Origin of the sequence: Nonomuraea sp. CA-143628 (genome assembly GCF_050942315.1) — a bacterium.
Classification (GTDB): Bacteria; Actinomycetota; Actinomycetes; order Streptosporangiales; family Streptosporangiaceae; genus Nonomuraea.
Genome location: NZ_CP192072.1, coordinates 6580859 through 6601979, shown reverse-complemented (window position 1 = coordinate 6601979; position 21121 = coordinate 6580859). Strand labels below are relative to the sequence as shown.

19 protein-coding genes are annotated in these 21121 nt (G+C 69.3%); 7 read left to right on the top strand and 12 right to left on the bottom strand.

All coding sequences use genetic code 11. From position 1 onward, the window contains the following. Positions 1-37 precede the first annotated feature (37 nt). Both ACQP2T_RS30245 and ACQP2T_RS30240 read right to left on the bottom strand, forming a co-directional pair. Positions 38-499: a nitroreductase/quinone reductase family protein gene (locus ACQP2T_RS30245; protein WP_433519445.1), complete on the bottom strand. Its 462-nt coding sequence runs from the start codon at positions 497-499 to the stop codon at positions 38-40. A gap of 285 nt (positions 500-784) precedes the next feature. Further along, positions 785-1207, bottom strand: a complete 423-nt coding sequence (locus ACQP2T_RS30240) for a PPOX class F420-dependent oxidoreductase (protein ID WP_433519444.1) — start codon at positions 1205-1207, stop codon at positions 785-787. 74 nt (positions 1208-1281) lie between these two features. Between ACQP2T_RS30240 and ACQP2T_RS30235 the strand changes: the two genes are divergently transcribed. After that, complete coding sequence (locus ACQP2T_RS30235) at positions 1282-1785, top strand: MarR family winged helix-turn-helix transcriptional regulator (RefSeq protein WP_433519443.1); 504 nt, start codon at positions 1282-1284, stop codon at positions 1783-1785. A 187-nt stretch (positions 1786-1972) separates the two neighbouring features. On the opposite strand, the gene ACQP2T_RS30230 is transcribed toward ACQP2T_RS30235, so the two are convergent. The 4 genes from ACQP2T_RS30230 to ACQP2T_RS30215 all read right to left on the bottom strand — a co-directional run bounded on the left by ACQP2T_RS30230 (position 1973) and on the right by ACQP2T_RS30215 (position 6731). Continuing rightward, positions 1973-3493, bottom strand: coding sequence for a fibronectin type III domain-containing protein (locus ACQP2T_RS30230; RefSeq protein WP_433519442.1), 1521 nt, complete (start codon positions 3491-3493; stop codon positions 1973-1975). Then, on the bottom strand, positions 3475-4554 hold the full coding sequence (locus ACQP2T_RS30225) for a hypothetical protein (protein ID WP_433519441.1): 1080 nt from the start codon (positions 4552-4554) through the stop codon (positions 3475-3477). The genes ACQP2T_RS30230 and ACQP2T_RS30225 overlap by 19 nt, the downstream gene beginning before the upstream one ends. Continuing rightward, complete coding sequence (locus tag ACQP2T_RS30220) at positions 4551-5594, bottom strand: hypothetical protein (protein ID WP_433519440.1); 1044 nt, start codon at positions 5592-5594, stop codon at positions 4551-4553. Before ACQP2T_RS30220 ends, ACQP2T_RS30225 begins: the two co-directional genes overlap by 4 nt. 198 nt (positions 5595-5792) lie before the next feature. Next, positions 5793-6731 (bottom strand): ArsR/SmtB family transcription factor, encoded by a 939-nt coding sequence (locus tag ACQP2T_RS30215; protein WP_433519439.1) that lies wholly within the window; start codon positions 6729-6731, stop codon positions 5793-5795. A 299-nt stretch (positions 6732-7030) separates the two neighbouring features. On the opposite strand from ACQP2T_RS30215, the gene ACQP2T_RS30210 reads away from it, so the two are divergent. Next, positions 7031-8026, top strand: a complete 996-nt coding sequence (locus tag ACQP2T_RS30210) for an ArsR/SmtB family transcription factor (protein ID WP_433519438.1) — start codon at positions 7031-7033, stop codon at positions 8024-8026. Positions 8027-8032: 6 nt separating this feature from the next. Here the strand turns inward: ACQP2T_RS30210 and ACQP2T_RS30205 are convergent, their stop codons facing one another. Next, complete coding sequence (locus ACQP2T_RS30205; protein WP_433519437.1) at positions 8033-9079, bottom strand: PaaX family transcriptional regulator; 1047 nt, start codon at positions 9077-9079, stop codon at positions 8033-8035. A 217-nt stretch (positions 9080-9296) separates the two neighbouring features. Between ACQP2T_RS30205 and ACQP2T_RS30200 the strand changes: the two genes are divergently transcribed. The 5 genes from ACQP2T_RS30200 to ACQP2T_RS30180 all read left to right on the top strand — a co-directional run bounded on the left by ACQP2T_RS30200 (position 9297) and on the right by ACQP2T_RS30180 (position 14821). Then, entirely contained in the window at positions 9297-10289 is a 993-nt protein-coding gene (locus tag ACQP2T_RS30200; RefSeq protein ID WP_433519436.1) for a cellulose-binding domain-containing protein, read from the top strand. A gap of 83 nt (positions 10290-10372) precedes the next feature. Beyond that, positions 10373-11233: a hypothetical protein gene (locus ACQP2T_RS30195; RefSeq protein WP_433520036.1), complete on the top strand. Its 861-nt coding sequence runs from the start codon at positions 10373-10375 to the stop codon at positions 11231-11233. Position 11234: 1 nt separating this feature from the next. Beyond that, entirely contained in the window at positions 11235-12986 is a 1752-nt protein-coding gene (locus ACQP2T_RS30190) for a peptidoglycan-binding protein (RefSeq protein ID WP_433519435.1), read from the top strand. After that, positions 12979-13656 carry an ABC transporter ATP-binding protein gene (locus ACQP2T_RS30185; RefSeq protein ID WP_433519434.1) on the top strand — a complete coding sequence of 226 codons (678 nt, stop codon included), beginning with the start codon at positions 12979-12981 and terminating at the stop codon, positions 13654-13656. The genes ACQP2T_RS30190 and ACQP2T_RS30185 overlap by 8 nt, the downstream gene beginning before the upstream one ends. After that, positions 13643-14821, top strand: a complete 1179-nt coding sequence (locus ACQP2T_RS30180) for an ABC transporter permease (RefSeq protein ID WP_433519433.1) — start codon at positions 13643-13645, stop codon at positions 14819-14821. The genes ACQP2T_RS30185 and ACQP2T_RS30180 overlap by 14 nt, the downstream gene beginning before the upstream one ends. Positions 14822-14903: 82 nt before the next feature. Here the strand turns inward: ACQP2T_RS30180 and ACQP2T_RS30175 are convergent, their stop codons facing one another. From ACQP2T_RS30175 to ACQP2T_RS30155, 5 genes are all read right to left on the bottom strand, one after another. Further along, positions 14904-15797 carry an ABC transporter ATP-binding protein gene (locus tag ACQP2T_RS30175; protein WP_433519432.1) on the bottom strand — a complete coding sequence of 298 codons (894 nt, stop codon included), beginning with the start codon at positions 15795-15797 and terminating at the stop codon, positions 14904-14906. Further along, positions 15794-17611 (bottom strand): dipeptide/oligopeptide/nickel ABC transporter permease/ATP-binding protein, encoded by a 1818-nt coding sequence (locus ACQP2T_RS30170; protein ID WP_433519431.1) that lies wholly within the window; start codon positions 17609-17611, stop codon positions 15794-15796. Before ACQP2T_RS30170 ends, ACQP2T_RS30175 begins: the two co-directional genes overlap by 4 nt. Continuing rightward, on the bottom strand, positions 17611-18549 hold the full coding sequence (locus ACQP2T_RS30165; RefSeq protein ID WP_433519430.1) for an ABC transporter permease: 939 nt from the start codon (positions 18547-18549) through the stop codon (positions 17611-17613). The genes ACQP2T_RS30170 and ACQP2T_RS30165 overlap by 1 nt, the downstream gene beginning before the upstream one ends. Positions 18550-18575: 26 nt before the next feature. Next, complete coding sequence (locus tag ACQP2T_RS30160) at positions 18576-19997, bottom strand: ABC transporter substrate-binding protein (RefSeq protein ID WP_433519429.1); 1422 nt, start codon at positions 19995-19997, stop codon at positions 18576-18578. 188 nt (positions 19998-20185) lie between these two features. Then, the gene (locus ACQP2T_RS30155; RefSeq protein WP_433519428.1) at positions 20186-21073 is read right to left on the bottom strand and encodes a sugar phosphate isomerase/epimerase family protein; all 888 of its coding nucleotides are present in this window, start codon (positions 21071-21073) and stop codon (positions 20186-20188) included. Positions 21074-21121 lie beyond the last annotated feature (48 nt).

The window sequence follows — 21121 nt, the reverse complement described above, 5'->3', positions numbered from 1 at the left end:
AGATTTTTGGAGACGAGGCTTCACCGCTGCTTGCCGGTCACCGGGGAATCAGGCGGATGATCGGCAGCTCCCGGTCCGTCTTCACCTGATACTCGGCGAAACGGGGCGAGGCAGCGATGATCTGCTGCCATGCCCGTTCGCGTTCCTCCCCGTGCAGTTGCTCGGCGACCACGGCGATCGTGCGGCCGTCGACCTCGATCCGCACCCTGTCGGGATGGGCGGCGAGGTTGTAGTACCACGCCGGGTTCCCCGCCGCCCCGGCCGCCGAGGCCACGATCAGCCGGTTGCCGTCTTCGCCGAGGAACCAGCCGACCGGATTTACCCGCTCCTGCCCGCTCTTGGCGCCGACGGTCGTCAGGACCAAGGCATTGAAGCCGAGGAATTTGCCACCGCCCTTGCGGCGGATCCGCCTGGCCATCAACTTGTTGAACCAGCGGAACGCCCACCCCGCCGAGGGCTGGCGAGCCCCCCGAGTTCCAGGACGCGTATTGAAGACCATCTGACTTCCTCCTCGGGTGTGTTCGTGATCAAAAGGGGACCAGGCGATGGTCATGCCCGGGCGGCTCTGGCCCGGATCACGCCCGGGATCAACTCCCCCACCGCGTGGGCCGAGTGCTCCCGACGATGACCAGAAGTTTCGGCATTTGCTCTCGCCGGATGTTCGATTCGTGCCGGCCAAGAGATCTCCCCGGCCGCGATGCGATGGATGGTGCGCCGCGGCGCGGAGAACGCGATCACTCATGCCACGCTCCTGAGCACTCCGGCCGAAGCCCAGGCGTCCGCCTTATCCGGCGGCTACGGCGTGGTGCACGGTGCGCTGGACGTGGACGTCGCGGTCGTGGGTGAACGGCGCCCCTTCCAGGTTGAAGCTCCACGACAAGGTAGGAGTGATCCGCATGTAGGACGCGGGCCCGAACTGGCCCTGGCGTTCGACGAGTTCGGCCTCGCCGTAGACACGGAGATAGCGCGGCGTCCACGGATCGGCGGATGGCAGGTCGTCGATGACGATCGCCACCTTGGTGTTCCCGTCCCGCACGTTGCGGAACTTCCGGGTCTTGTCCGGATCGATCCCCCCGACGTACAGGTACGTCCCGTCGAACTCGAACCCTACTGGGGCCACGTCCGGCTGGTCGTCGCCCGAGACGGTGGCGATGCGGGCCAGCCGCTGGGATCGCAGGTAGGCGACCTCTTCTTCGTTGAAAGACACCGTGAATCCTCCTCGACCGTTCACGCCACACACTGTATGTGTCATTAACTATATGCGTACTGTACCGTAGTGGCGTGGAAGAAGGGGCACAGGCGATCGCGGACATCGGAGTGGCGGCTCAGCACGGGTGCGCGACGGACGGTGGGCAGATCGACGTCGCCACCGGCCTGATCCAGCTCACCGGCCTCGTGCAGGCCATGTACACCCGCGTCTCCGAACGCCATGATCTGACCCCCGTCCAGGCCAGGCTCCTGTGCGTCCTGCTCGGCGGCCCACGAGGCATGGCCGAGCTCGCCCGCTGCTTCGGCGTGGAGAAGGCCGCGCTCACGGGACTCATGAACAGGGCCGAGCGTCGCGGCCTGGCCGAGCGGTCAGCCGTGCCCGGCGACCGCCGCGCGGTGCAGGTGACGCTGACCGACACCGGCCGTCAGGCGGCGTTGGCCTTCCACGCGGAGGTGGGCGCGGAGCTGAGCCGCCTGACCTCGCCCCTTTCGACCCACGATCGCGAACACTTCGGCGCCACAATGGCCGAGATCATCACCAACTTCCGGACATCTTCCCCCCCGGACACGCACTGACCGCGCGTCCCTCCGAGGGGTGCCGAGCGCCGGATGGTGGGGCGACTCGGACCCTCGGCACCAGCGCGCCTACCGGCCCGGGCTGTCCCGGTAATGCTTGGGCGAGATGCCGACGACCCGGCGGAAGGCGGTGCTGAAGGCGCTTTCGGATTCGTAGCCGGTGGCGAAGGCGCGCGCCCAAGCGCCTTTACAAAGTAGATTTTTCACCGGCCTTGAGCGGATGTGGCACGAAGGGCTTGAGGTCGCGGGGATGGACTCGGCCGGCCGGAGTCCGCTTCTCCTCCGTCGTGGAGCCGAGATTCACAGGGAGGGACATGCTGTCCGTGGTGAAGTCGTACCAGAGGCCTGGCACGGTGGACAATGTGCCCCCTGAGTCCTCATCGCGCCACAAGCTGTAGACGAGCCGCTGGTTGTCGTCGGTGATGAACGCCGTGCTCGGCCAGGTGTCCGGTGAGCCGCCCGCGATGTGGGTGGTGGTCGTGTCGTAGTACACGCGAAGGCTCGTCCGGTTGGGAGAGCCGCCGGCGAAGGCGATCCAGCGATAGGCGAGCGCCCGGCCGTCCTTGCTGAGGAAGATCGGCTCGGCCCGCCCGGCGCTGGTGTCGCTGACCCGGCAGTCAGGGGCGGTCGGGGGCGGGTTGCTGAGCGCCTTGATCACGAAACACGACGTGAGGCGGTCGGGCGAGGTGTAGGACAGGACGACGACCTGCCCATCGCCCGAGATGAGCGGGGCGGCGACGTCGGCGCCCGGGAAGATCTCGGTGGTGGTGCCGCTGGGCGCGTTGTAGAGCCAGCTGTGCCGCTTGCCGGCGGAGTCGGCCGTGGACCACACCACCCGGTTGCCGTCGCCGGACAACATCCCCCTGCCCGGCGGCGTCAGAGCGCACTCCGGGCCGCTCAGCCCGGTGCAGTTGGTCAGCTTCTGTGCCGCGGCGCCCTTGACCTGGCGGTAGAGGTTGGCGGCCTGGCCGGATGCGGACTTCCAGTAGAGGACCACCTGCCCGTTGTCGCTGACGCCGTAGATCTGGGCGTTGTCCTCGGTCGTCCATGAGGTCCCGGCCGTGATGTCGTGGACCACTCCTCTGAAGACGCCGGGCCTGGCGTAGCTGGACCCGGTGTAGGCGACCACGTTGCCATCCCTGCTGATCAGCGGCTCGGTGTACATGTTGTAGCTGGGATTGCCGTCCGGCTCGATCGATGCCACCACCGAACCGCCATCGGTGCCGTCGATCTGCTTCCTCACCACGTAGGGGTACCTGCTCGCCGGGTGGCGGTACGGCGAGTCCTGCGGCATCAGGTTGCCGCGTCCCTGGGTCTCGAAGACGATGTACTTTCCGTCTCCTGAGATGGAGCCGCCGCCCATGCCACCGGCGGTGCCCGTTGAGCCGGGCCGCCCCGGATATTCGGTGCTGCTGGCGAGGTCCGCGCCCAGCGTGCTGGGCGGGCCGGGAAAGACGATGTCCAGCGGCTTCAGGGTGATGGTGCCGGACGGATCGCCCGTGCCGTTGTTGTTCTGCGCGATCACCGACACGGTGTAGCTCACGCCGGGCTTGAGCCCCTGGATGAGCTGGTGCGTGGCGTCACCGCCGTAGGCGTACACCGATTTGACGCCGCTGCCGTCGCCGGCTGTGGCGGTGACGACGTACCCGCTGATGGGGCTCGCCCCCTGGTCGGCCGGCGGCGTCCAGCTCACCGAGGCGCCGCGCAAGTGGGCTTGGTGTAGGCGTCGAGCTGGGGCGGGCCAGGGGTGCCGTACTGGGTGCCGACGATCACTCCGCCGCGGCCCTCCAGCTGGGGATGCCCGCCGGTGGCCGGGCTGACCACGGCGACCTCGGCGATCCCTTCCTGCGGCGACATGTACAACCCGCTCGGGGTCACGGTTCCTGGGCCGCTCACCATGCTCCACTGCGTCTCGACGTCGTCGGGGTAGCCGGAGACGGCGACCTTGAACTGATAGTTCTGCCCCGGGCCGACGGTGCCGAGCGGTGGAGTGACCTTGATGCCCTGGAACGGGCCGGCGGCGTGGGCGATGGTGTAGGAGGCGCTGACGATGTTGTCCTTGCGCCAGAGCGAGTAGTCCTTGCTGATGGCGCCGAGGTCGATCGCGGCGCCCAGGCGGGCGAGGCCGCGAAGTTCCCACCACGGGTTCTGCGTGGTGTCGGCCTTCAGTTGCATGCCCGGCAGGTCGACCACCAGGGCCGGGCCGACCACGCCGTACACGAGGAGCTGGATGTCGGTGGAGACCGTGGCGGTGAGGCTGAGGTCGCCGTAGAGGCCCACTCCGCCGTCGAGGTAGAAGCCGGGCCCGTCGTCGACCGGGGTGCAGGTCGTACCGCCTTTGACGATGTGGCAGCGGGTGCCGAGCGTCTTGTCCCAGTGCGCCGAGAAGGTCGCCCCGACCGAGGCCCCGCCCTCGACGCCCAGCGCGACCGAGAAGCGCAGGCAGACCACGACGGGGACCTTGCCCAGGTTGAAGGTGAAGCAGGGACCGTTGACGTGCCCGATGTGCACCCGCTTCTCGAACTCCTGGCTGAGGTTCTGCTTCACGCGCAGCTCGGAGCTGACGCTCGTGGAGTTGGTGATGTCGACGCCGCGGGCGCTGGAGTCGGTTCCGGCGCTCATCTTGGTCTGCTGCTGGAGGGTGACCTGGCCCTCGACCTTCGTGACCATCCGGCCCTTCTCCTGGAAGGCGTGCTCCACCTCGATGACGAGGGCGCCGTCGCGCAGGACCACTCCCCCGCCGCCGAGCGCCGAGTCCCCCTGCTTCACCGGCCGCACCAGACGCGCCCCTGCCCGCCGGGATAGACCCGGATCATGCCGTTGGCCGTGCCTTTCGCGGTGATGTTCACCCCGACGGCGGACACACCGCTCGCGGGCACTCCCCCCTTGCCGAGCGGGGCGACCGTGGCGGTGGCGCCGGCCGCGACCGTCACGTTGCCGGCGATCCTCGCCGGAGCCACGCGCACCAGCGCCGACGGGGACACCGCGGCGGCCGGCGTCACGAAGTAGCCCGCGACATCGGCGTACACACTCAGCGCGGCCGGGCCGCCGTTGTTCACGGCGATCTTCCTGTCGGCGCCCGGTGCGACGATGACCAGGTTGGACTGGAAATAGGAGGGCCGGTACTCGATGTCGGCCCCGCCGGGCAGCGTCCCGCCCGAGGGGTAGGCGAACATCTTGCCGGACCCGGTGGTCTTGACGGCGAACGTCAGCGCCACGAACGCCACCCCGGTCGCGGGGACGCCGCCCACACCGGTGACGGTGAAGGTCGAGGTCGAGTTGGCGGCGACGCTCTGGTTGGAGACGAGCCTGGCGGTGTCGAGCGGCACGTACGCCGCGCCCGCCGGACCTGCGGCCGTGGCGCTGAAGTAGCCCCGCACCTCGGCGTAGACGTTCACCGCCGCCGACCCGGTGTTCTTCACCTTGATGGAACCATCGGTGCCCAGCTTGACCGTCAGCAACTGGTCTTCCCACACCCCGGACCGGTAACGGGTGCCGGTGACACCCGGCGCGGCCGTCAACTCCGAGGGGTAGACGATGAGGCCGCCCGTCCCGCTCGCGCCCTTGGCCGCGAAGTTGGCCGCGACACTCGACACGCCGCCGGCGGGCACGCCGCCCACTCCGGCGACCTTCACCGTCACCGTGGCCCCGCCGGCGATCGACGCGTTGCTCAGTACGCGGACCCTGGCCTCGTGGTACTGGCCGGGGCCCGGCTGCAGCGGCTCGGCGGTGGCCACCCGCACCGCGGCCGCCGGGCCTGCCAGACTGGATAAGGCGAGGGCGAAGGACAAGAGCCACCGTACGATCACATCGGCCTCCTCGCCGCAGCACACGATCCCGGCGCCTTGAGGCACCGAGCCCCCGCGAGCGCACCTGGAGGGCAGTGTGCCGCGATTCGCCAACGCTCTCCAGACACTTGCACCAGAGTGCAAAGGCCCTGGTCAACGGCAGTGTCGGCGCGGGCTCTTCGGGTCGTTGTGGGCCGGTCTCCCCCGTACTCGCGCGTGTCAGTTCTGCCGGGTGCCGGCGGGGCTGTTCAACAGGGCGATGCCCAAGGTGGTGGCGGTGTGGTGCGCGGTGTTGCGAAAGCGGGTCGTATGGATGAGCCCGGCCTCCCGCAAAACGGTGGCGTGCTGGCTCGCGCCTGGAGGCGTGGTGCCGCTCCACCCGGCCAGTTCCGTGGTGGTGCAGCCGGGGTGTTCGGCGATGGCGTTCAGTACGGCGGCGCGTGTGTTCCCGAGCAGCGCGGCCAGAGCGGCCGTGGAGCCCGGGACCTCCTGCTCAGGGACCAGGGCGGTCAACCGGTCGAGAGACAGGTCGCCGGGGAGGGGATAGGTGATCTGCGGTTGGCTCTCGTCGTCGTCGACGATGGACCGCGATGCGAAGGCCGACGGCACCAGCACGATGCCCTGCCCTTGTAGATACAGGTCGCGGTCGAGGCCATTGGCCATCCGCACTTCCAGCACCGGTGGGTTCCAGCGCATCCATAGCGGGTTGGCCAGAGTGAGCAGCCGCTCGACGCCTCCGGTGAGCAGATGCTGGGTCCGGACAGCGCGATCGGCCGCGAAACAGCCGGTGAGCCGCTGCCAATAAGGGCTCAGCAGCTGCTCGTACAGCTGCTCGAGCGCCTCCCATAGGTGCCCGCGCAGCGTTTCGTCGTCGCCGAGATGGCGAGCCCATGTGGGGACGCTCTGCAGCTCGGCCATCGCGGCGAGTTCGTTGTTCATCACGTCGGGCGGGGTCGCTCTCACTTCCTCGACCAGTTCTGGGAGGGTGCCGGCCTTACCCGGGCCGAGAAAGGTCGGTGCCCACCCGACCGCGGGAACCAGGGATAACACCATGCGCGTGTGCTGCGGCAGCCGGGGTATGACCCGTTGGCGCCAGCCGTCCAACCACGCCGCTTCACGGTCTTGCAACATCCGTATCGCCAGCTGCAGCTCCGCCAAGGGCATAGGCGCCTCGGCCACCCGCGTACGAGCAAGATCCTGACTGGTGAAGTGAACGCGATAAACCATCTACGCCCCCGTATTTGGCATCCCCTGAGGTGATTCTTCCCGGACGTCATTATTCAGGCCAGCCTGAATCTCCTGGAGATTCCGTCCCCGACGTCACACCCTGGACCTCGGCCCCCGCCGTTCACCGAACCGAACTCAACCCTCGTGCGAAGCGTCACATCACCGGGCTGAACAAGCCTCCGACCAGCTCATTCAGGCGTACTTGGTCTCTCCCGGAAGGATTGACGAGCGTGCTGCGCATCCACTTCACCGGCGCCGACCTGGCGCGGACCCGGATCGCCCGGGAACCCGACACGATGTGGGAGCTGATGCTCAGCCTGAACCGGCTACGTCGCCGCGAGCACAGCGTGGTCTACGGCGAGTGGAAGCGACGCACCCTCCGCCGCGTGCCGTCGCTCACCGGTCGGCTGACCACCCTCGCGCCGCCGCGCGGCTACACCGTCGACTTCCTCACTCCGCGAACGGAATCCGGCTCGCTGGAAGCCGGCATGGAGGGCCTGCGCCGAACGCCGCGTCAGCGGCTGCGCGCCGACCTGGCGGAGCTGTCGCACCGGCACTCCACCACCCGGCTGCCCTCCTGGACCCACGGCCTGGCGGCCGGTGGTACGCAGGAGGTGGAAGCCGTCGCGGCGGCGGCCGGCGCCTACTTCCAAGCGTGCCTGTCGCCGTACTGGTCCCAGATCCGGGTGGAGGTCGGCAAGGACCGGACACGCCGCTCCCGCCTGCTGTCGGAGGGCGGCTGGGAGGCGGTGTTCGCCACGTTGCACCCGTCGGCGCGCTGGTCGTACCCGGTGCTGGAGTTGGCCTACCCGGCCGAGCACGACATCCATCTGGAGGGACGCGGGCTGATCCTGCAGCCGTCCTTCTTCTGCCGCCAAGCCCCCGTCACCTTGCGCGATCCGGAGCTCCCGCCGGTTCTGGTCTATCCCATCGAGCATGACCCGGCGTGGGCGCACGGCAGGGGCGGCGATCCGCCGCAGACCTTGGCCGACCTGCTCGGACTCACCCGCGCCCGGGTGCTGGAGGTCGTCGCTCTCGGCGCGTGCACGACGTCCGAGCTGGCGCGGCAGCTGCGCGTCCCGCCCTCCACCGCCAGCCGCCAGGTCACGACCCTGCGCGAAGCCGGTCTGGCGACGAGCCAGCGTCACGGTCAGACGGTGCTCCACTCCGCCACCCACCTGGGCACCGCCCTCCTCAACGGCCACCGCCACGACCTGACCGAGTAGGGTGCGTCACTGCTCAGGGCTGATTCGCTCCCATTCGTGGGTCGCGGCCGGCTCCCACTTCGCGTGCTGCCGCTGGAAAAGCTTCGCGGCGCGAGCGCCACGCCATCCTGCGGGGAGCAGTCGCGCGGGCAGTGCGGGATCGATCAGCGCGAGTCCGCGCCAGGAATGTACGAGCCGGGTGAGCAGCACAATGGGATCACTGGAGGGCGGGGAGGTGAATTCCGCGAGGAACGCCTCGTACTCCCGCTCGACCTCGCCGAGATCCCACGCCTGGCGGACGAGAGTCGACAACTCCCCACCGGCGAGATGCTCGGACAAGAAAATCTGCGCCTCCTGGCGGACCCCGGCCTCGTCGAGCACCAACTCGGCCTCGGCGACCCGATCAGTGTGCGTGCTGACCCAGATCCCGGGCGCCGGGCTGCCGAATCCCGCCCACCGCAACCGCGTACGCAGCAAATGACGCCCGGCCCGATTGCTTTCGGCGGCCCGCGCCAGCACCACCAACCAGCGGCCGTCCCAGTCCGGCTGGGTCGCGGTGAAGCCGAAGATCCGCTGAGCGCCCAGGTCGAGAAACTGCTCGAAGGCCGGGCTGAGTCGCCACCACGTGTACCGCCCCGCACGGTCGGCGACGAGCCAGCCGTCCGCGGCGGCGCGCGCCAGGGCCTGCCGGCAGGCCTCCTCCTTGACGCCGAACCGGCCCAAAGCGTCGACGAAGGCCGACGTGGGAGCGGGCCGGCCCGCCGGTCGCACGTAATCACCGAGAAGCGTGATCAACAGTCCCCGGACCCCACCCGTGCCCGCGGCGTACCGGCGTGACAGAACGAACCTCTCCTGAGACGCGCCGCCGAAAGGGACGATTTCGTCCAGAGGCTCAGGCATGCCGCAGCCGGCGGCCGGCCGTGCCGCCGCAGGCGAGATCGGGGCGCATGCGCGGATTATATGGCCGGTGATCGCCTCCGGCGACGAGGATCGGATCGTCACCGAAGTGGGCCGGCAGTTGTAGATCCGCACCTCGACGCGCGCCGGTCCGTCTTGAAGCTCCAAGATCTCCAACACGCGCCATGGAAGTTTCATGACCACAGCACCGGCCTTGGCGGCCCGCCAGCCGAAACGCTCGCGTATTCGACATTGACATTGACCGCCGTCACACAAATGTCTTACGGTCCACCCGGCAAGACAGACGCGATGGAGGCGGCGATGGCTTCGATCCATGAGCGGACCTCCACGCGGTCACGATCCGGGAAGCCCGTGCAGTTGAGGGGAGAAAGCGATGCTCCTGTCTCGGTTACGTCTCTTCATCGCGGTCGTCGTCTCGTTGGCGGCGGCCGCCGCTGTCACCGGGGCCCTAACGACCGCGCATGCCGCGACCCGTTGCCAGGCCGCGTACTCGGTGACCTCTCAGTGGACGGGAGGTTTCACCGCCAACGTGAGCCTGACCAACCTGGGTGATCCAGTCACCAGCTGGGCGCTGACCTGGTCGTTCGGCGCAGGCCAGCAGGTGACCCAGGCATGGAACGCCACGATCGCCCAGAACGGTGCACAGGTGACCGCGCGCAATGCCTCCTGGAACGGCGGCCTCGCCACCAACGCCGGCACGAGCTTCGGGTTCAACGGCTCGTGGAACAACAGCGGCAACCCCGTACCGGCCGACTTCGCGCTCAACGGCGTGACGTGCACCAGCGGCACCGGCCAGCCGACGGCGACTCCCACGGTCACCCCGACCAGCGGCCCCGAACCGGCGAACTCGGTGGGCTTCATCGGCTGCTCGATGGCGGAGAACGTCGCCCAGGGATACGTGGCGATCGGTGGCAAGCGCATGTGGGGCCCGTACGGAACGGGCGGCCTGGTCGTGCAGTCGTGGACCGACCCCAACTCCAGCGCCTGGCAGAAATTCGACCAGCAGGTGAGCAGGTTCGGCAGGCCGACGGCCGTGTGGGTGCAGATCTGCGTGTTCAACGCCAACGCGACCTATGACGAGGTGAAGCGCCTCATCGCCAACGCGCGCCTGCACGCGGCATCCGGCGCCAAGATTTTCATCACCGGTCAGCCGCTCTACGACGCCGGCCAGACGTGTTTCCTGGCGGGCGCCAACGGCCCGCAACTGACTGACAGCCTCGCCAGGCAGGCGGCCACCGACACGACGCAGAACGTGACCTACGCCGGGTCGTTCCGTCTCAGGACCAATGAGGTCGCCGACGGCTGCCACGCCAACGCGGCAGGTCAGCAGTCGCTCGGCCGTCAGGCCCAGGCCTTCTGGGGCTGATCCGGCGAGCATCGCGCAAATCGCCGAGCCTCTTCAGCCGGGTTCAGGTTCGCTTCAGGGTTCTGTGGCGATTGTGAAGCCCCGTGACCAACTTCCGAATGCCGCTGGCAATCGCCGCGGCCGCGCTGACCGCCCTGACCGGTTGCGCCTCCTCCAGCGGGACTCAGCCGTCGGCGGCTCCCTCCGCGGACCCCGCCAATCAGCAGCGCCAGAACCAGGCCCAGCTCGCCACCTGCATGAAGGGCAAGGGCTTCGTCTATCACCCGATCGTCTCCCTGCCGGAGCTGCCGGAAGCGGTCAAGCAGGAGATGTCAGGCGACTACTCCGCAATGCGGAAATATCGGGAAAAGTATGGCTTTGGCATGGCTGCCTCCATCGTCTACCCCAACGAGGGGGTGGGCCGGATGGCCCGCAAGATCGGCGACGGAGACGGGAGCGACGATCCCAACGCGAAGGTCATCGCCGGGCTGTCGAAGCCGCAGCAGGAGGCGTACTTCAAAGCGATGGAAGCCTGCACGCTCGAAATGATCAACAAAGCCACCGGAAAGAAGCTGAAGTCGACGCAGGAGGCGGCCAAGGCCCAGAGCGAGATGCTGGAGCAGATCATCAGCCGCGAGATCGACGGCGATCCCAAGTTGGTGGAGCTGACGGGCGCGTTCGCCGACTGCCTCAAGAGCAAGGGCTACCGGGTCACCTCGCGGCGCCCCTCGCAGATCGTGCGCAGCGGCGAGGAGCCGTTCCTGAAGGAGCTCGGCGAGTTCGGCCGGCAGAACCCCACGGCGGACCAGGCGCGGCCGATGTTGCGGCGCGAGATCAAGGCGGCTCTGGACGATCTGGAGTGCGGCAAGGAGTTCTACGCCGTCTACCGTCCCAAGGCGAACGAGGTGTACAAGCGTGCCCAGCTCATGCCCGGGGTCGGCCTGACCGTGATGGCCACGAAGTAACGTGCGCAGATCCAGAGTCCTCGCCCTCGTCGTGGCGGGAGTGCTGGTGATCGCGGGTGTGGGCTGGGCGGTCGGTTCCCGGCTGCGTTCCCCGGCCGATGAAGCGTCCGCACGCCGCCCGCCCAAGCCCTCCCTGGTCACCGCGCCGGTCGAGCGACGCAAGCTCACCAGCACCGTCACTGTCAACGGCACGCTGACGTACGGCTCGCCGCTGCCGGTCACGCTGGCGGGGGTGGTCGGCGGGGCCGGCGATGGGGCGACCAGTGGGATGGGCGGTTCGCCGCAGCGCGTCACCACGGCGCCCGATCCCGGGCCGATCCGCGAGGGTGACGTGCTGATGCAGGTCAACGGGCGGCCCGTCTTCGCTCTTCAGGGGAAGCGGCCGATGTACCGCCCCCTGGTGCCCGGCACCCAGGGTGGCGATGTCAAGCAGCTTCAGCGCGCGTTGCGGGTGAAGGCGAGCGGTGTCTTCGACGCGGCCACCGTGGCGGCGGTGAAGCGCTGGTACGCCAAACGCGGATACAAGGCGCAGGAACCCGATCTGGAATCCCGCAAGACCCTGCAGCAGCTGCGCCAAGCCGTACAGACCGCTGAGGAGACGCTGACCGCCGACCGGAAGGCTCTCGACGAGGGCCTGGACATACGGCCGCTGCGGCTGCGCCGCGACAATGCCCGCCGTGACCTGCGGACTGCTGAGAAGGCGTTGGCAGAGGCGCCCGAGATCACACCTGAGCAGGAGACGCAGCTGGCCTCGCTGCGCCGTGCCGTACGGACCGCTGAGGAGCAGGTCCTCGCCGCCGAGCAGGCACTGGCGGAGGCCAGGAAACCGGCGCCCACCCCGACGGCGACCCCGGCGCCCACGCCCAGCGCGGTGGACACGAGCCTGCTGGAGATGAAGCTGGGCAACGCCCGGCAGGATCTCCACGAGGCCCAGCAGGCGGTGACCGCCTACGAGGAGCAGATCAGCGTGGATCGGGACAAGCGGCTGGAGGAACTGCGCAAGGCGGTCCGCACCGCGAAGGAGGCCGAGGCCACAGCCGCCCAGGCGCTGAAGCGGGCCAGGAAGGTCTCGCCGCTGCGGATGAAGCTCACGCACAGCGAGGCCAACCTCGCCGACGCCCGTACCGTGCTGGTCGAGTTCCGCAAGACCTACGGCGTCAGCGTGCCAGCGGGCGAGATCGTCTTCCTGCCGAAGCTGCCCGCCCGTATCGACAAGGCGGAGGTCAAACCGGGCGACACCATCGAGGGCAAGGTGGCCACCGTGACCGGCTCCGCCTTCGCGGTCAGCGGGTCGGTCGAGGCCAAGGAGGCCAAGCTGCTGCGCCCAGGCCAGGAGGCGAGCATGGAGACCACGGACGGCACACGGCTGCCCGCCACGCTGACCGCGACCGGTGAGGATGCCCGCTTGGCCCCGAAGGAGGGGGACAGCGGAGAGCAGGACGAGCCGGAGTCCGGTTCGGTCCCCATTCTGCTCACGCCCGGCTCGGCCAAGGCGCTCAAGTCCCTGGTCGGCTCATCGCTGACGGTGCGGATCTCGGTCGGCTCGACCGAGGGCCAGGTGCTGGCCGTCCCGGTCGCCGCCGTGATCACCTCCGCCGACGGACGGCCACGGGTCAGAGTGGCGCTGGACGGCGACCGCACCCGCGAGGTCGAGGTGCGCACCGGGCTGACCGCCGACGGCGACGTGGAGGTCACTCCGGTCCGCGCGGGCCGGCTCAAGGAAGGCGACCGGGTGGTGGTGAGCGATGCCTGAGCCGGTCATCGAGTTGAGCGGCGTCTGCCGGGACTTCCCCGCCGATCCGCCGGTACGCGCGCTGGCCGAGGTGAACCTGCGCGTCGACCCGGGCGACTACCTGGCCATCGTCGGCCCGTCCGGTTCCGGCAAGTCCACCCTCCTCAACGTCCTCGGGCTGCTCGACCGGCCGACCTCCGGCTCCTACCGCCTGGACGGCGTCGAAACCACAATGCTGCGCGACGGGGCGCGGACCCGGCTGCGCGGCACCCGCATCGGTTTCGTCTTCCAGTCCTTCCACCTGCTGCCCCACCGGAGCGTCGTGGAGAACGTGATGCTCGCCGAGGTGTACGGCCCGCATCCGCGTAGCGGCCGGCGGACTCGGGCCGTACAGGCGCTGGAGCAGGTGAGCCTGGGCCATCGCATCGGGTTCGCCCCCGACCGGCTCTCGGGCGGCGAGCGCCAGCGCGTGGCGATCGCCCGAGCGCTGATGGCCAAGCCCGCTCTGCTGCTGTGCGACGAGCCGACAGGCAACCTCGACAGCCGCAACACCGGCGCCATCCTCGACCTGTTCGACGGCCTGCGCGCCGACGGCCTGACCATTCTGGTGATCACGCACGAGGACGAGGTGAGCGCCAGGGCCGAACGCCGGGTCCACATCACTGACGGGGTGCTCCGTGAAGCTCCGTGACCTGTGGGCCGAGTCCCTGGCCGGGATGCTCGCCCGCCCGATGCGCTCAGCCCTGACCACACTGGGCACCGTCTTGGGCATCACCACCCTGGTGGTCACTCTGGGCATAGCGGCGACCGCGGGCAACCAGATCGTCGGCCGCTTCGACGAACTGCTGGCCACCAGCATCACGGTCGAGGTGCCGCGTGGCGGTTACCACCCCCTGGTGTCCTGGGAGGCGGCCAAGGAGCTGCGCCGCCTGCGCGGAGTGACGTCGGCGACAGCGCTTGCGCAGAGCGACGAGAGCTCCAACCTCGTCGTGACCGCCAACAACCTGCTCGACCCCACGCGGGTCTCCGGGCAGACCCTCGCGGTCATCGCGGCCACCCCCGACCTGCCGGAGACCACCCAGAGCCGGATGCTGGCCGGGCGTTTCTACGACGCCGGCCACGTCACCCGCCGCGACCACGTGGTCGTGCTAGGAGAACAGGCCGCCGCCATGCTCGGCATCAACAATCTGGAGTACGCGCCCGCCGTGTTCATCAAGGACCGCGCCTACACCGTCATCGGCGTCATCGGCGGCCTGAGGCGCGAGCAGATCCTGGCCGGCGCGGTAATCGTCCCGCCTGGGCTGGGCCCCGAATTCGGGCTCAAGGACGTCACCCGCGTCCTGGTCGCCACCCAGTTGGGCGCCGCCGAGCTCATCGCCCGCCAGGCACCCCTCGCACTCAGCCCCAACCGTAGCGGGGAGCTGCAGGTGAACGCCCCGCCGAGCCCGAAACGGGCGCGCGACGGCGCCCAGGACGACGTCAACGCCCTCTTCCTCATCCTCGGCCTGGTCTCCCTGGTCGTCGGCGCGGTGGGCATCGCCAACGTCACTCTGGTCACCGTCATGGAGCGGGTCGCCGAGATCGGCCTGCGTCGCGCCCTGGGCGCGGCCCGCCGCCACATCGCCGCACAGTTCCTGCTGGAGTCCAGCCTGATCGGGCTGACCGGCGGGGTGATCGGAGCCGGCCTGGGCCTGGTGACCGTCGTCGCGGTGGCGGCCGTGCGCCAGTGGACCCCGCTCCTCGACGTACGGCTGGCGCTGGCCGCGCCCGTGGCGGGTGCGCTGGTAGGGCTCCTGGCCGGCCTGTACCCCGCGCTGCGGGCAGCGCGCATGGAGCCCGTCGACGCACTGCGCTGAGCTCGTCCGGCCGTACTGAAAGACCCGAAGCCCCTGCCCGCTCCCCACCCCCGCACGGAACGTGAGCAACGGCTCCGTTCGCTCACGCGGCTGGTTCCTTTCCCGCCTGCGACTCGGCGAACCTGCGCCGCTCGGCGCGCCGCTGGGCCTGGCGGTCGGGGTCAGGCACCATGGCGGCGAGCAACAGCCGTCGGGTGTAGGGGTGGTCCGGACCATCGGTGACCTTGGTCGTCTCGCCGGTCTCCACGACCTCGCCTCGGTAGAGCACCGCCACCCGGTGACTGATGTGCCGCACCACGGCCAGGTCATGGGTGACGAACAGGTACGCCACCCCGGTCGCCTCCTGGATCTGCACGAACAGGTCGAGCACGCGGGCCTGGGTGGACAGATCCAGGGCGCTCACCGGCTCGTCACAGACGATGAGCCGCGGGCCGCGGCTCAGTGCGCGGGCGATCGCGATCCGCTGGCGCTGGCCGCCGGAGAACTCCCGCGGCAGCCGCCGAGCGGCGTCCTCCGGCAGCTGGACCTGGTCGAGCAGAGCCTGTACGCGGTGTTCGGCCGCGCTTCGGGAGACACCTGTGACGAGGAGCGGCTCGGTGAGGATGTCCATCACTGTCATGGCCGGGTTCAGCGAGGTGTAGGGGTCCTGGAAAACCACCTGGATGTCCTTGCTGAGAGCGCGCCGTTCGCGTCTGGCGAGGTGGGCGATGGACCGGCCGTCGTAACGGATGTCGCCCGCGGTCACCGGAGCCAGCCCCAGCACCGCGCGGCCAAGGGTGGTCTTGCCCGAGCCGGACTCACCGACCAGGCCGAGTGTCTCCCCTGGCGCGACGGACAGCGACACGCCGTGCAAGGCCCGGAACCCGGGCTTGAGACGGCCGCTGCCGGGGTACTCGACCACGACCTCGTCGAGTTCGAGAAGCGGCCGCGCGAGTGCCGGGTACGCACTCTCGGGGGGCACGGGCGGCGGGATCATCGGTTTCCGTCCTTGATCTGATCCGGTCTGGGGGCGGAGAGCGCCTTGCGTGGCTCGGCCCCTTCCAGCGTGGAGTCCAGCAGCATGCGGGTGTAGGAGTGCCGCGGGGCGTGGAACAGCTCGCGCGCCGAGGCGGTCTCCACGACCTTGCCAGTCCGCATGACCGCCACGCGGTCACAGATGTCGGCGACCACCCCGAAATCGTGGGTCACGATGATCATTCCCATCTGCTGCTCCTGCTGCAGCGAGCGCATCAGGTCGAGCACCTCGGCCTGGACCGTCACGTCGAGCGCGGTCGTCGGCTCATCAGCGATCAGCAGGTCGGGGTCGCAGGAGACGGCGCCGGCGATGAGCACGCGCTGGGCCATGCCACCTGAGATCTGGTGCGGGTAGGAGCGGAAGACCCGCGCCGGATCGGGGATGCCGACCCGGTCCAGCAACGCGAGTGCCTTCTCACGGGCCCGGGCCGAGGACAGGCCCAGATGACGGCGCATAGGCTCGACCAGCTGGAACCCGATGCGGAAGCTGGGGTCGAGGTTGGACATCGGCTCCTGCGGGATGTAGCCGATGCGCCTGCCCCGGAGCCGGTTGTAGGCGCCGTCGCCAAGCCGGGTCAGGTCGATCCCGTCGAATTCCAGCTGCTTCGCGCCTACCCGCGCCTGCGGCGGCAGCAGGCCGAGCAGGGCGAACGCCGTCTGGCTCTTACCCGATCCCGACTCGCCTACCAGACCGAGCACCTCACCCCGGTGCATCGCCAGACTCACCCCGTCGACGACCGCGCGGTCGCCGCCAGGCCCGGCGTAGGTGACACGAAGGTCACCGACCGCCAGCAGGGGCCGCTCCCCCTCGGACACCGGCGCGGGCGTCGGCGCGGGGTCGCGGGATCTCGCGACGGCATGGGGACGCGGCATGCGCCGGACGGGCCGGACGGTGTCGTTGCCGCCCATCGCGTCACGAATGGACGTGCCGAGCAAGCCGAAGGCCACGATGGTCGCCGCCATCGTCGCGCCCGGCCACAGCAGCAGCATCGGAGCGTTGTAGACGTTGGTGAAGGCATCGTTCAACATTGCCCCCCAACTGGCCTGGGACGCCTTGCCCAGCCCGAGGAAGCCCAGCCCCGCCTGGATGCCGATCGCGATCGCGAAGAGCTGGGCGGCCTGGATCACCGAGGGGGCGATCACCATGGGCAGCACGTGCCTGCGCAGGATACGGACGTCGCCGAGCCCGGAGACGCGGGCCGCGTCGATGTACAGCTCCTCGCGGACCGCCATCACCGAGGCACGGATGAGGCGGAAGACCAAAGGTGCGACGATCACTCCGAGGACGGCCATCGCGACGTTGAGATCCTGAGAGATGACGACCATCACCGCCAGCATCACGATGATGGCGGGGACCGCCATGATGACGTCGTTGATCCACCGGGCGACCGCGTCCACCCAGCCCCGGTGAAAGCCCGCGACCAGGCCCAGCGGACCGCCGATCGCGAAGGCGACGAGGACCGCGATCGCCCCGCCGATCAAGCTGGTGCGGCCTCCGTACAACAGCCTTGCCAGCACGTCACGTCCGACCCCGTCTCCGCCGAGCGGATGGGCCGCGGAGCTCGGCGCCAGGATCGCGGACAACGCGCTGCTGTCGGGACCGTACGGGGAGAGCAGCGGGGCGGCCGCACCGGCGGCGGCGACCAGCAGCAGCACCGCGAGACCCCCCAGCGCCGCCGGGTTGCGCAAGGTGCGACGCACGAGGTGGTCGCGCTTGAGCGATGCGGCGAAGGGTGCCGGTGAACCGCCGGGGACGCTTTCCGCGATATCGGTCATCAGACACGCACCTTCGGGTTGAGCCAGCCGTACGCGATGTCCAGCAGCAGATTGACCAGCACCACCAGAGCGACGGTCACGGTCACCGTGCCGAGCAGGACGGGCAGATCACCCTGGGTCGCGGCCGAGTTGGCCAGCGAACCGATCCCCGGCAGGCCGAACACCTTCTCCACGACCACCGCTCCCCCGATGAGGCCGATGAACTGCAGGGCGAGGACGGTCAGAGCGGGCGGGGCGGCGTTGCGCAACGCGTGCCGGAACACCACGCTCCCGTTGCCGAGGCCTCTGCTGCGCAGCGTTCGTACGAAGTCGGTCTGAAGCACGTCGATCAGCGAACCCCGTACCTGCATGGCCGTCGCCGCGGTCGCCGCGATCGCCAGGGAGAGCGCGGGCAGAGTGATCGAGCTCAGCCATTCCGCTGGGGATCGGCTCGGCATGACGTATCCCGTCGCGGGAAGCAACCGCAGCTTGACGGCCACGACCACGGCGAGCACCAGCGCGATCAGGAAACTCGGCAGCGCCGTGCCGAACACCGCGCCGACCTGGAGGATCCGGTCGATCCAGCCGCCTCGGAGCGCCGCCACCGCGCCGAGGGCGACGCTGACGACCGCCGAGAGCAGCAGTCCGGCGACGACGATGGACATGGTGACCGGGAGCGTGGTCGCGAGGGACTGCCCGACGGAAGCACCGCTGAACCAGGATCGCCCCAGGTCACCTTGTACGGCGTTGCCGAGCCAGCGCCCGTACTGGACGACCAGCGGCTGGTCGAGTCCCAGCTCGTGGGCTTTGGCGGCGACCTGATCCTGGGTCGCGGTCTCGCCCACGATGTTGCGCGCCACCTCGGTAGCGGCCAGGCTCAGCAGCCCGAATGTGCCCGTGGCCACCACGAACACCATGACCACTCCGGCGACCAGGCGCCGGAGCAAGAACAGAGCCATTGTGCGTTCCTTCTCGCTACCGGCCGCTACTGGGCGGGCTTGAAGTTGTAGATCGGCGGGTACTGGAAGCCCGGCAGCGGTGTCACCGTCACGTTCTTCGTGGTCGCGAAGACGTACCGAATGACGTCCCAGGGCGCGTGCCATGCCTGCTCGACGACGTAGGCGTTGAGCTGCTTCATCAAGGCCGCCCGCGGCGCGCCGGTCGCCGACTCGATCCGCGAGATGAGGGCGTCGGCCTTTGGATCCTCATACTTGTCCGGGTTCCAGGTCGAGTTCTTCTTCAGCTGCAACTGAACCGTGCCCCAGTCGCTTGGGGCACCGAGCTTGAAGAACGACATCGGGTACTTACCGGACAGCATGGTGGTGAAGATCTGGTTGGTGGGCAGGTTCTGCAGCGTGACCTTCACGCCGATGTTCTGAAGCGCTTGGGTCAGCGCCGCCTGCTGCTGGGGAAAGAGCGACGCCATGTCCGGCATGGTGACCGAGAAGCCGTCCGGGTAACCGGCCTCCGCCAGAAGCCGCTTCGCCTTCGCCGGATCATAGGGATATCTGTCGTCCAGAGACGCGTCATACGCCGGCTGATCCGGGTCGAAGACCTGCGTGGTGGCCTTGCCCAGGCCCATCTTCACGGCCTTGACGATGCTCTGCCGGTCGAAGGCGTAGTTCAGCGCCTGGCGGACCTTGAGGTTCCCCAGCGCGGGCACCTTCTTGCCGGCCCGGTCCCAGATGAACAGGCCTTCGATGTCACCGGAGGAGTAGACGATGGTCTTCACCCCGGCGTCCTGGACGGTCTTCACCCTCTGGGGGCTGACCAGGGTGCCGTTGATCTGGCCCGCGAGCAGGGCGTTGGTCCTCGCCGTCGGGTCAGGAAGCAGCTTGATGACGATGGTGTCGTAGGGGAAGGCCCCGGTGTTCCAGTAGCCGGGGTTGCGCTGGTAGGTGTACTGCTGGCCGGCGATGGTCGCCGAGGTGTCCAGCCGGTACGGGCCAGAGCCGATCGGGGTCTGCGGGTCCGTCAACGCCTTGGGGCTGGCGATCATCCCGGAGACCAGGCCCAGCGCGGGGAGCAGCATGGGGCTGGGGTGGTCGAGCTTGATGGCGACAGTGGTGTCGTCCACTGCCTCGACCCCCCTGATGTCCGACAACTGCGCGGCGGCCGTGTCCGCGCCGCCCTTGGTGTGCAGGAGGTTGTCCTTCACCACCTCAGCGGTGACCGCGGTGCCGTCGGTGAACTTCAAGCCCGGGCGGAGCTTGAGGGTCAGCGTGGTCTGCGGGTCGTCGTAGCTCCACGACCGCGCCATGTTCGGGGCCGGGGCGCCCTGCGCGTCGAGGCGGATCAGTGTGTCGTAGACCGGCTGGTAGTAGTAGGCCTCCGGGCCGATGCTGGCCTTCGCCAGATCCCACGGCTTGGCCGGCACCGACTGGGCGAGCGTGAGCACCCTGCTCATTTCGCCGGAGCTCATTTCGCCGGAGCTCGTCTCGCCGGACGCGGATGCTCCCCCGCTTCCGCAAGCCGCCGCGCCGAACATCAGGATTCCCGCTCCTATGAGCGTCGCTGTCTTACGCATGCTTTCTCCACTGGTTCCTTCCCCGCCTTCGTCCATCCCCTGCCGCACGACGCGGCCGCGGGAAGCCTTCACGTGTGCGCGGCAGCCCATGCTCCGCACAACCGGACGCTGTCCTCCGGTGTCGCCTGGGCGCCGCGATCGACCTCGACGATCAGCCAGCCGTCGAAGTCCTCCGGCAGCGCCCCCAGGAAACCGTCGACGTCGGCGTCGCCCTGGCCCGGTTCGGACCACAGGCCGGCCAGGACGGTCCGGCGGTAGTCCCAGCCCTCGCTCCTGGCCCGCTCGGCGAGCGTCAGCTGGAGGTCCTTGACGTGGACGCTCGCCACCCGGTCGGCGTAGTCGCGGACGAGCTGTGCGGTATCCGCGCCGGCCCAGGCCAGGTGGCCCATGTCCGGGCCGAAGGCGAGCAGCGACGCGTCCACCGTGTCCAGAACGAACCGAGTCTCCTCCTCCGTCTCGGCCCACGTGCCCACGTGCGGGTGGAAGGCCGGGGTGATTCCGCCGGCCCCGATGACACCGGCCACCTCGGCCAGCAGGTCCCGCACCCGTTCCAGGCGGTCTCGGTCGGCCAGGTGACCGACCGCCGGCCGGGCCACGCGTGGCGCGTCCTTGGCCATGCCCATGGCCAGGAACATCGTCGGCACGCCCAGCACGGCGTGGTGCTCGGCGGCGCGGGCCGCGCTGTCCATCACCTGCCGCTTCTCGGCCGCGTCGTCGCTGAGCCGTACCGGGAGGTACCCCGGCGCGGCGCTCAGCCCGTGGTGGGCGAGCGACCTCGCGTAGTCCCCGACCGTCATATCGGCCGGTACGGAGCTGTGCACCGCCGTCAGGCCGGCTTCACTGATCGTCCGCAGCTGCTCATCCAACGACGGCGCGAGCGAAGGGTCGATCCAGCCGTCAGGGCTGGCCACCCACTGCAGGGGGTTGATGGCGATGCGATCTCGCCTGATCTTCATATCTGGTCCTTCGGGATGTGGACGGGAGAGATTCGGACTCGGGAGAGC

What these genes read in the sequence shown, in the direction of transcription:
- ACQP2T_RS30165 (WP_433519430.1), bottom strand. Translation starts at nt 18,549, where the DNA reads ATGGCTCTGTTCTTGCTCCGGCGCCTGGTCGCCGGAGTGGTCATGGTG.
- ACQP2T_RS30245 (WP_433519445.1), bottom strand. Translation starts at nt 499, where the DNA reads ATGGTCTTCAATACGCGTCCTGGAACTCGGGGGGCTCGCCAGCCCTCG.
- ACQP2T_RS30170 (WP_433519431.1), bottom strand. Translation starts at nt 17,611, where the DNA reads ATGACCGATATCGCGGAAAGCGTCCCCGGCGGTTCACCGGCACCCTTC.
- ACQP2T_RS30175 (WP_433519432.1), bottom strand. Translation starts at nt 15,797, where the DNA reads ATGATCCCGCCGCCCGTGCCCCCCGAGAGTGCGTACCCGGCACTCGCG.
- ACQP2T_RS30200 (WP_433519436.1), top strand. Translation starts at nt 9,297, where the DNA reads ATGCTCCTGTCTCGGTTACGTCTCTTCATCGCGGTCGTCGTCTCGTTG.
- ACQP2T_RS30155 (WP_433519428.1), bottom strand. Translation starts at nt 21,073, where the DNA reads ATGAAGATCAGGCGAGATCGCATCGCCATCAACCCCCTGCAGTGGGTG.
- ACQP2T_RS30185 (WP_433519434.1), top strand. Translation starts at nt 12,979, where the DNA reads ATGCCTGAGCCGGTCATCGAGTTGAGCGGCGTCTGCCGGGACTTCCCC.
- ACQP2T_RS30160 (WP_433519429.1), bottom strand. Translation starts at nt 19,997, where the DNA reads ATGAGCAGGGTGCTCACGCTCGCCCAGTCGGTGCCGGCCAAGCCGTGG.